10 protein-coding genes are annotated in these 10,257 nt (G+C 69.0%); all 10 read left to right on the forward strand.

All coding sequences use genetic code 11. The annotated features are described in order from the left end of the window. Positions 1-353 precede the first annotated feature (353 nt). Positions 354-668: a hypothetical protein gene (locus tag G3N92_RS26025; RefSeq protein ID WP_206130464.1), complete on the forward strand. Its 315-nt coding sequence runs from the start codon at positions 354-356 to the stop codon at positions 666-668. Then, positions 665-2,461, forward strand: coding sequence for a type IV pilus secretin PilQ (pilQ, locus tag G3N92_RS26030; RefSeq protein ID WP_241015024.1), 1,797 nt, complete (start codon positions 665-667; stop codon positions 2,459-2,461). Before G3N92_RS26025 ends, pilQ begins: the two co-directional genes overlap by 4 nt. Positions 2,462-2,475: 14 nt before the next feature. Next, positions 2,476-3,030, forward strand: coding sequence for a shikimate kinase (locus G3N92_RS26035; protein WP_206130472.1), 555 nt, complete (start codon positions 2,476-2,478; stop codon positions 3,028-3,030). Further along, a complete protein-coding gene (aroB, locus tag G3N92_RS26040) occupies positions 3,027-4,106 on the forward strand; it encodes a 3-dehydroquinate synthase (RefSeq protein WP_206130465.1) in 1,080 nt (359 codons plus the stop codon). Before G3N92_RS26035 ends, aroB begins: the two co-directional genes overlap by 4 nt. Positions 4,107-4,169: 63 nt before the next feature. Next, positions 4,170-5,372 carry a deoxyguanosinetriphosphate triphosphohydrolase gene (locus G3N92_RS26045; RefSeq protein ID WP_241015025.1) on the forward strand — a complete coding sequence of 401 codons (1,203 nt, stop codon included), beginning with the start codon at positions 4,170-4,172 and terminating at the stop codon, positions 5,370-5,372. Positions 5,373-5,449: 77 nt separating this feature from the next. Continuing rightward, positions 5,450-6,775: a sn-glycerol-3-phosphate ABC transporter substrate-binding protein UgpB gene (ugpB, locus tag G3N92_RS26050; protein WP_206130467.1), complete on the forward strand. Its 1,326-nt coding sequence runs from the start codon at positions 5,450-5,452 to the stop codon at positions 6,773-6,775. 85 nt (positions 6,776-6,860) lie between these two features. Then, positions 6,861-7,745: a sn-glycerol-3-phosphate ABC transporter permease UgpA gene (gene ugpA / locus G3N92_RS26055; RefSeq protein WP_206130468.1), complete on the forward strand. Its 885-nt coding sequence runs from the start codon at positions 6,861-6,863 to the stop codon at positions 7,743-7,745. After that, on the forward strand, positions 7,742-8,587 hold the full coding sequence (ugpE, locus tag G3N92_RS26060; protein WP_206130469.1) for a sn-glycerol-3-phosphate ABC transporter permease UgpE: 846 nt from the start codon (positions 7,742-7,744) through the stop codon (positions 8,585-8,587). The genes ugpA and ugpE overlap by 4 nt, the downstream gene beginning before the upstream one ends. Positions 8,588-8,612: 25 nt before the next feature. Next, complete coding sequence (locus tag G3N92_RS26065) at positions 8,613-9,698, forward strand: sn-glycerol-3-phosphate import ATP-binding protein UgpC (protein ID WP_206130470.1); 1,086 nt, start codon at positions 8,613-8,615, stop codon at positions 9,696-9,698. A gap of 41 nt (positions 9,699-9,739) precedes the next feature. Further along, on the forward strand, positions 9,740-10,257 hold a 518-nt coding region (gene ugpQ, locus G3N92_RS26070; protein ID WP_206130473.1), incomplete at its 3' end, for a glycerophosphodiester phosphodiesterase.

The raw sequence follows: 10,257 nt of genomic DNA on the forward strand, positions 1-10,257 counted from the left end.
GGCGGGTGCGACGTTTTCGGCGCGGCTGGCGGTGTTGCCGGAGGCGCCGGCACGAGGCCAGGGCGCGCTGATGCTGCCCGACCCGTTCGACGTTCTGACGGTCGGCCTGCCAGACGGGGCCGATGAGTGGGCCGATGAGGTGGCCGATGACGGGGCCGATTTCGGCGGCCGGGCAGCGGTAGCGTCGCCGCGGCTGGCCGGGATGGTCGGGAACTCGCGACGCGCATTGGCCGTGTTCGATGCCGAGAGCTGGCCGTGGTGCGCAGCGCCCGGCGGGCGCAGCGGCGGGTGCGACGTTTTCGGCGCGGCTGGCGGTGTTGCCGGAGGCGCCGGCACGAGGCCAGGGCGCGCTGATGCTGCCCGACCCGTTCGACGTTCTGACGGTCGGCCTGCCAGACGGGGCCGATGAGGGGGCCGATGAGGTGGCCGATGACGGGGCCGATTTCGGCGGCCGGGAAGCGGTAGCGTCGCCGCGGCTGGCCGGGATCGTCGGGAACGCGCGACGCGCATTGGCCGTGTTCGATGCCGAGAGCGGGCCGTGGTGCGCAGCGCCCGGCGAGCGCATCGGCGGCGAGCGCATCGCCCGTATCGATGGCGGCGGCGTGTGGTTCGGCTCCGGCGATGGCCGCGAGCATCGCGTTGTGCTGGCTGAAGAGGGGCAGTCATGACCGGCGAGCACCGAGATGCTGCGAGGCTGGCGCTGGCCCTCGCGCTCATCTGCTGCGGCGCGCGGCCCGTCGCGGCGATGTTGCGGCCGCCGTTGCCGCTCGTCATGCCGGTGGCCGCCCGTCTGGACACGGGGGCGGCGGGCGCGCAACCAGTTGCGCGCGTTGACGGCGCGGGATGGTTCGATGGCGATGCCGGCCGGATCGGCGGAACGAGCGCGCTTGGCCAAGGCAGCGCGGCGTCGCTGCCGCCTTCTGCCGACGTCTCGTCGCCCGATGCCGGCGACGATGCCGGTAAGGCGTCGGAACCATCGGCCGCCGTCTCCCCGCCCGCGCTGGAAGGGCCGCCTATCCCCTTGCCGCCCCCCGTGCGCCTGTCCAGGTTGCAGTCGAAGCCGGGCGTCGCGCTCGACCGGCGCCGGATCTCACTCGACCTGCGGCAAGCCCCGCTCGCGGCCGCGTTCGACGCGTTCGCCCGTTTCACCGGCAAGAGCGTGGTGCTGAGCGGCCGGGTGCAGGGCAGCGTCACGCTGCGCATTCACGACGTGCGCTGGCGCGACGCGTTCGACGCGCTGCTCGACGCGAACGGCCTGGCGATGGCCACGCGCGGCGACGTGATCTGGGTCGCGCCGGTCGCCGAGTTGGCGGTGCGCGAGCGGGAGCGCTTCGAGGCCCATGCGCGCGCCGCCGATCTGGAGCCCCTGGCGAGCCGCACCTTCGTGCTGCGCTACCCGCGCGCCAACGATGTCGCGCGCCTGCTGGCGGGCGGCGCGGGGCAGCGTGTGCTGTCCCGGCGCGGCTCGGTGCTGGCCGATCCGCGCACCAACCTGTTGTTCGTCACCGATCTCGACGGCCGGCTGGCGCAGATCGCCGCGCTCGTCGCGCAACTCGACCGGCCGGCCCGGCAGGTCCTGATCGAGGCGCGGATCGTGGAGGGCGAGCGCGGTTTCTCGCGCGAGCTGGGCGCGCGGCTGGCGTTGCGCACGCGCGGCATGGGCAAGGGCGGCGCGGCGGCGGGGGACGGCGCAGACAGGACGCCCGACACGGCGAGCGGCGGCGATCCGCTCGCCACCGGTGTGATGGGCGGCTCGGCCGGGCGGCTCGCCGATCTGTCCGCCGGGCCGTTATCTGGCTTCGAGGCGGCCACAGCCGGCCTCACGCTGTTCGTCGCCGGTGCCACCCGGTTGCTCGACATCGAGCTGAGTGCGCTTGAATCGGAAGGGCGGGGCCAGATCCTGTCGCGACCAAGCGTGGTGACGGCCGACCGCGCGCCGGCGCTGGTCGAGCAGGGCACCGAGCTGCCGTATCAGGCCAAGGTCGGGCGCGGCGTGTCGGGCGTGCAGTTCCGCCGGGCCACGCTCAAGCTCGAGGTCGAGCCGCAGATCACGCCCGACGGGCAGGTGGTGCTCGATCTCGATATCGCCAAGGACAGCGTCGGCGAGCAGACCGACGCCGGGCCGGCGATTCACACCAAACATGTGCGCACGCGCGTCGAGGTCGAAAATGGGGGCACGGTCTCGATCGGCGGAATTTACGAGCGAAACGAGTGGGACGATGTGACTCGGGTGCCGGTCTTGGGCAAAATACCGGTTTTGGGTGCGCTGTTCCGCCACAAAGCGCGGCGCGAGAAATCGACCGAACTGGTCGTCTACATCACGCCGCGCGTGGTCGGCGAGCCGGTTGGGGCTGAAAGGCAGGCGCGGGTTGCGCCGCAGCCCGCGGCCGAGTGCCCGCCGGCCACGCTCGACAAGGCCGGCGCTTTGCCAGTAAGCTGCGCCACACACCAGCAAGATTGAAGCAGAGGAAGCCGTTGCAAGCGCGGGACCCACACGCAAGCGTATTTTTCGTCGGACTCATGGGGGCGGGTAAAACCACCGTGGGTCGTGCGGTCGCGCGCCGTCTCGACAGGCCGTTCTTCGATTCCGATCACGAAATCGAGGCCCGGACCGGATCGCGCATTCCGCTCATCTTCGAACTCGAGGGCGAGGCCGGTTTTCGCGACCGCGAGGAAAAGATGATCGACGAGCTGAGCCAGCGCAACAACGTCGTGCTGGCCACGGGCGGCGGCGCCGTCATCCGCCCCGAAAACCGCAATGTGCTGAATTCGCGCGGCATCGTCATCTATCTGCGTGCCAATCCGCACGATCTCTGGTTGCGTACCCGCAAGGACAAGAACCGCCCGCTGTTGCAGACGGAAGATCCCAAGGCCCGGCTCGAGGCGCTCTACGAAGTGCGCGATCCGCTCTATCGCGAATGCGCGCATTTCGTGATCGAAACCGGCCGTCCGTCCGTCAACGGCCTCGTCAACATGGTGCTGATGCAGCTCGAACTGGCCGGCATCGTCGCCAAGCCGCTACAAGCATGATTACCGTCAATGTCGACCTGGGCGATCGCGCCTACCCGATTCATATCGGCGATGGCCTGATCGGCCGCACCGAACTGTTCGCGCCGCACATCAAGGGCGCGTCCGTCACCATCGTCACCAACACCACGGTCGATCCGCTTTACGGCGATGCGCTGCGCGCCGCGCTCGCGCCGCTCGGCAAGCAGGTCGAAACGGTGGTGCTGCCCGACGGCGAAGCCTACAAGCACTGGGAAACGCTGAACCTGATCTTCGACGGGCTGCTCGGCGCGCGCGCCGACCGCAAGACCACGCTGATCGCGCTCGGCGGCGGCGTGGTGGGCGACATGACCGGTTTCGCGGCCGCCTGCTACATGCGCGGCGTGCCGTTCATCCAGGTGCCCACGACCCTGCTGTCGCAGGTCGATTCGTCGGTCGGCGGCAAGACGGGCATCAATCACCCGCTCGGCAAGAACATGATCGGCGCGTTCTACCAGCCGCAAGCGGTGATCGCCGATATCGGCGCGCTGCGCACGCTGCCCGAACGCGAACTGGCGGCCGGCATCGCCGAGGTCATCAAGACCGGCGCGATCGCCGATACCGCGTTCTTCGACTGGATCGAGGCCGATATCGAGGCGCTGAACCGCCGCGAACCGGCCGCGCTGACCGAAGCCGTCAAGCGCTCGTGCGAGATCAAGGCCCGCGTGGTGGCCGCCGACGAACGCGAAGGCGGGCTGCGTGCGATCCTCAATTTCGGCCACACGTTCGGCCACGCGATCGAGGCCGGCCTCGGCTACGGCGAATGGCTGCACGGCGAGGCAGTCGGCTGCGGGATGGTGATGGCGGCCGATCTGTCGGTGCGGCTCGGTCGCCTGGACGACGCGTCGCGCCAGCGCCTGAACCGCGTGATCGCCGCGGCGCGCCTGCCGGTGCGCGCGCCCGATCTCGGCGCGGCCCGCTATGTCGAGATGATGCAGGTCGACAAGAAGGCCGAAGCCGGCGCGATCAAATTCATCGTGCTCGACCGGCTCGGCGCCGCGTCGATCACCGCGGCGCCCGACGACCTGGTCCAGGCCACGCTCGCCGCCGCAATCCGGTAACGCGGCGCCGGATTGGCCGGCGCCCCAGCAGTGGAGGAGACAGTGAGCGAAACACCCCGCGAGTTGCCACACCCCACCGATGCGCCGCAGGCGCGGCCCGGCAAGACGGGTGGCCCCGTCGCCGCGCCCACCGTCGCCGCGCTCGAAGCGCACCTCGCGCCCTACGCGGCGCATTCGATGGCCACGCGCGGCCGCCGGCACCCCGAAACGCCGCCGGCCGCACGCACCGAATTCCAGCGCGATCGCGACCGCATCGTCCATTCGACGGCCTTCCGCCGCCTCGAATACAAAACCCAGGTCTTCGTGAACCACGAAGGCGACCTGTTCCGCACCCGTCTCACGCACAGCCTCGAAGTCGCGCAGATCGCGCGCTCGGTGGCGCGCAACCTGCGCCTGAACGAGGATCTGGTCGAGGCGATCTCGCTCGCGCACGATCTCGGCCATACGCCGTTCGGCCATGCCGGGCAGGACGCGTTGAACGAATGCATGCGCGAGCACGGCGGCTTCGAGCACAACCTGCAGAGCCTCGCCGTGGTCGACGAGCTGGAGGAGCACTACGGCGCGTTCAACGGCCTGAACCTCTGCTTCGAGACGCGCGAGGGCATCCTCAAGCATTGCTCGCGCGAGAACGCGCGCAAGCTCGGCGAACTCGGCGAGCGCTTCCTCGAAGGCCGCCGGCCGTCGCTCGAAGCGCAGATCGCCAACATCGCCGACGAGATCGCCTACAACAACCACGATGTCGACGACGGCTTGCGTTCGGGCCTGATCACGATCCCGCAACTGGCCGGCATCGCGCTCTGGCGCCGCCATTACGATGCGGCGCTCGGCGATTTCCCGTCGCTCGAAGGCCGCCGGCTCGTGCACGAAACGGTGCGCCGCATCATCAATACGCTGATCGTCGACCTGATCGATGCCACCACGCGCAATCTCGCCGAATACGCGCCGGCCTCCCTCGACGACGTGCGGCGCTGCCCGCAGCTCGTCGTGCACAGCCCGGTGATCGCCGAGGAGGCCGCCGAGCTCAAGCGCTTCCTGTTCCACAACCTCTATCGCCACTACAAGGTGATGCGCATGGCGAACAAGGCGCAGCGCGTCGTGAAGGGGCTGTACGACGCGTTCACCGGCGATCCGCGCCTGCTGCCGCCGGCCTATCAGAGCGCCGCGCCGGCCGCCCAGCCGCGGCTCGTCGCGCACTACATCGCCGGCATGACGGACCGCTTCGCGCTGAAGGAATATCAACGGCTGTTTGTCATGGACGAGAACTAGACTGCGCTGCCGCCCGCCACGGGCACACCCAAGCGGCCGGCCGTTGGAGCCAGGCCGCACAACATGGAGATGCGTCGATGAGAGTCAACACCCTGGTTCGCTCGCTGGCTGCGGGCGGCATGATCTGGTTCGGCATGCAGAGCAGTGCGTTCGCGGCGACCGAAATCCAGTTCTGGCACGCGATGGAAGCCGCGCTCGGCGACAAGGTCAATGCGATCGCCGAACAGTTCAACGCGTCGCAGAGCGATTACAAGATCGTGCCGGTGTTCAAGGGCACTTACGACCAGGCGCTGGCCGCCGGCATCTCGGCTTATCGCAGCGGCAACGCGCCGGCGATTCTTCAGGTGTACGAAGTCGGCACGGCCACCATGATCCAGGCGAAAAAGGCGGTGCTGCCGGTGTCCGACGTGTTCCGCCAGGCCGGCGTGCCGCTCGACGAAAAGGCCTTCGTGCCGACCGTGGCCAGCTACTACAGCGACGCGAAGACGGGCCACCTCGTCTCGATGCCGTTCAACAGCTCGACGCCGGTGCTGTACTACAACAAGGATCTGTTCAAGAAGGCCGGGCTCGATCCGAATCAGCCGCCGAAAACCTGGGCCGAGGTGAAGACCGACGCCGAGAAGCTGCGCAAGGCCGGCTCCACGTGCGGCTACACCACCGGCTGGCAGGGCTGGATCCAGCTCGAGAATTACAGCGCGTGGCACGGCCTGCCGTTCGCGACGCGCAACAACGGCTTCGACGGCACCGACGCCGTGCTCGAATTCAACAAGCCGCAGCAGGTCGCCCACATCGCGTTCCTGCAGGACATGGCCAAGGAAGGCACGTTCAGCTACGCCGGCCGCAAGGACGAAGCCACCGCGAAGTTCTATAGCGGCGACTGCGCGATCATGACCACCTCGTCGGGCGCGCTGGCCACCATCCGCAAGTACGCGAAGTTCGATTTCGGCACCGGCATGATGCCGTACGACGCCGGCGTGAAGGGCGCGCCGCAGAACGCGATCATCGGCGGCGCGAGCCTGTGGGTGCTGAGCGGCAAGGACGCGAACACCTACAAGGGCGTCGCCAAGTTCCTGGCCTACCTGAGCTCGCCGCCGGTGGCCGCGAAATGGCACCAGGACACGGGCTACCTGCCCGTCACCACGGCCGCCTACGACCTGACGCGCGAGCAGGGCTTCTACGCCAAGAACCCGGGCGCCGACACGGCCACCAAGCAGATGCTGAACAAGCCGCCGCTGCCGTTCACGAAGGGGCTGCGTCTGGGCAACATGCCGCAGATCCGCACCGTCGTCGACGAGGAACTGGAGCAGGTCTGGGCGCAGAAGAAAACGCCGCAGGCCGCGCTCGACGAGGCGGTGGCGCGCGGCAACGAACTGCTGCGCCGTTTCGAGAAGCAAGGCTCCTGAGCGCGGTTCCGCCGCGCTGTTGCGCCGCCGCGGCAGCATCGCGGCGGCGCGGCGAAGCGGCTTCTTTGTCGACGGAATTCCTCCGATGTCATCCCGTTCCCGATTCGGCGCGAGCGCGCTGCCGTATCTGCTGGTCGCGCCGCAACTGGCGATCACCGCGATCTTCTTCCTGTGGCCGGCCGGCGTCGCGCTCTGGCAATCCACCCAGTCGCAGGACGCGTTCGGCACCACCAGCGAATTCGTCGGCCTGGCCAATTTCGCGCACCTGTTCGGCGATCCGCTCTACCTCGATTCGTTCAAGACCACGCTGCTGTTCAGCGCGCTCGTGACGATCGGCGGGCTGGCCATTTCGCTGCTGCTGGCCGCCTGCGCCGACCGCGTGATTCGCGGCTCGCGCGCCTATCGCACGCTGCTGATCTGGCCGTACGCGGTCGCGCCCACCATCGCCGCCGTGCTGTGGGCGTTCCTGTTCAACCCGAGCATCGGCATCGTCACCTATGCGCTGGCGAAGCTCGGCATCGTCTGGAATCACGCGCTCTATCCGAACCAGGCGATGACGCTGGTCGTGATCGCGTCGATCTGGAAGCAGGTCAGCTACAACTTCCTGTTCTTCTACGCCGGGCTGCAGGCGATCCCGCGCTCGCTGATCGAGGCGGCCGCGATCGACGGCGCCGGCCCGGTGCGGCGCTTCTTCAACATCGCGCTGCCGCTGCTGTCGCCGACCAGCTTCTTCCTGCTGGTCGTGAACCTGGTGTACGCGTTCTTCGACACGTTCCCGGTGATCGACGCGGCCACGGCGGGCGGCCCCGGCCAGAGCACCAAGACGCTGATCTACAAGATCTACACCGAGGGCTTCCAGGGGCTCGACATCGGCAGTTCCGGCGCGCAGTCGGTGGTGCTGATGGCGATCGTGGTGGCGCTGACCGTGGTGCAGTTCCGCTTCGTCGAACGCAGGGTGCAATACGCATGATCGAAAATCGCAAGGGCTTCGACCGGTTCTGCCACGCGGTGCTGATCGCGGGCGTGGTGCTGCTGCTGTTTCCCGTCTACGTCGGCTTCTGCGCCGCCACCATGAGCGCGCAGGAGGTGTTCACGGTGCCGCTGTCGCTGATTCCCAGCACGCACCTGTTCGAGAACATCGCGACCATCTGGCATCGCGGCAGCGGCGCGACCGTCACGCCGTTCGGCATCCTGCTGATCAACAGCCTCGTGATGGCGCTGGTGATCGCCATCGGCAAGATCGCCGTGTCGATCCTGTCGGCCTACGCGATCGTCTATTTCCGCTTCCCGTTCCGCAACACGGCGTTCTGGCTGATCTTCGTCACGCTGATGCTGCCGGTCGAGGTGCGGATCTTCCCGACCGTGCAAGTGGTGTCCACGCTCGGCATGACCAACAGCTACGCGGGCCTGACCTTGCCGCTGATCGCCTCGGCCACCGCCACCTTCCTGTTCCGGCAGTTCTTCATGACGCTGCCCGACGAGCTGATGGACGCCGCGCGCATCGACGGCGCCGGCCCGCTGCGCTTCTTCTGGGACGTGGTGCTGCCGCTGTCGCGCACCAGCATCGCGGCGCTGTTCGTGATCACGTTCATCTACGGCTGGAACCAGTATTTGTGGCCGATCCTGATCACCACCGACGGCGCGCTGTCGACGGCCGTGGTCGGCATCAAGACGATGATCGCGAGCGGCGACGCGGCCACCGAATGGCATCTCGTGATGGCCGCCACGCTGCTGACCCTGCTGCCGCCGCTGGCGGTGGTGCTGGCCATGCAGCGCTGGTTCGTGCGCGGCCTCGTGGATACCGAAAAATAAGCACCTGTCTGGAGAGTGTCGAAGCATGGCTGCACTGAGCTTGAACGGCGTCCGCAAGAGCTACGACGGCAAACACACCGTCCTGCACGGCATCGACGCCGAGATCGCCGACGGCGAATTCATCGTGCTGGTCGGGCCGTCCGGCTGCGGGAAATCGACGCTGCTGCGCATGATCGCCGGGCTGGAGAGCGTGTCGGAAGGCGAGATCGCGATCGGCGGCACCGTGGTCAACGCGCTGGAGCCGAAGGATCGCGACATCGCGATGGTGTTCCAGAACTACGCGCTGTACCCGCACATGACGGTCGCGCAGAACATGGGCTACGGGCTGAAGATCCGCGGCCTGGCGCGTGCGGAGATCGACGCGCGCGTGGCCGCCGCGGCGAAGATCCTCGAACTCGAACCGCTGCTCGCGCGGCGGCCGCGCGAGCTGTCGGGCGGGCAGCGCCAGCGCGTGGCGATGGGGCGCGCGATCGTGCGCGAGCCGGCCGTGTTCCTGTTCGACGAGCCGCTGTCGAATCTCGACGCCAAGCTGCGCGTGCAGATGCGGCTCGAGATCCAGCGCCTGCATGCGCGGCTCGGCACCACGAGCGTCTACGTCACGCACGACCAGATCGAGGCGATGACGCTGGCGCAGCGCGTGATCGTCATGAACCGCGGGCGCGCCGAGCAGATCGGCGCGCCTGTGGACGTCTACGAAAAGCCCGCGACGACGTTCGTGGCCGGCTTCATCGGCTCGCCGGCCATGAACCTGCTGCGCGGGCGGCTCTCGGCCGACGGCGCGCTGTTCGAGGTGGCGGGCGGCGGCCCGCATCTGCCGGTGGCCGGCGCGCCGGGCATCGGCCGCGACGTGGCGCCGGGCCGCGAGTGGGTGCTCGGCGTGCGGCCCGAACACATGACGCCGCAGCCCGGCATGCCGGTCGCCACGCTGCCGGTCGATTCGTGCGAACTGCTCGGCGCCGACAACCTCGCGCACGGCCGGTGGGGCGACTACGACGTGGCGGTGCGGCTGCCGTACGCCGAACGTCCGCCGGCCGGCTCGGCGCTGCCGGTGTCGCTGCCCGCGCACCGGCTGCATTTCTTCGACCCGGACACGGGCCGGCGCGCCAACTGATCCCCGCATCCATGCAATCGCCGTCGAACGAGGAGGCCGCCATGCCCGAGCACGATCCGCAATCCTGGCCGTATGCCGACATCGCGCGCATCGTCGCGCATCGCGGCGGCGGCAAGCTGGCGCCGGAGAACACGCTGGCGGGCTTCGAGGAAGGCGCGCGGCGCGGGCACCGGATGGTGGAGTTCGACGCGAAGCTGTCGGCCGACGGCATCAGCTTCCTGCTGCACGACGACACGGTGACGCGCACCTCGAACGGCGAGGGTGCGGCGGCCGGCATGGATTACGCCGCGCTGGCCGCGCTCGACGCGGGAAGCTGGTTCGACGCACGCTTCGCCGGCGAACGGATGCCGACGCTGGAGCAGGCCGCCGCGCGCTGCCTCGCGCTCGGCCTGGCGGCCAACGTCGAGATCAAGCCGTGCCCGGGGCGCGAGGCCGAGACGGGGGAGCGCGTGGCGCGCGACACGGCGCGTTATTGGCGCGGTGCGGCCGTGCCGCCGTTGCTGTCGTCGTTTTCGGTGGAGGCGCTGGCGGCGGCGCAGCGCGCGGCGCCGGAGCTGCC

This window comes from Burkholderia sp. Ac-20379 (assembly GCF_017104645.1).
Taxonomy (GTDB): Bacteria; Pseudomonadota; Gammaproteobacteria; order Burkholderiales; family Burkholderiaceae; genus Burkholderia.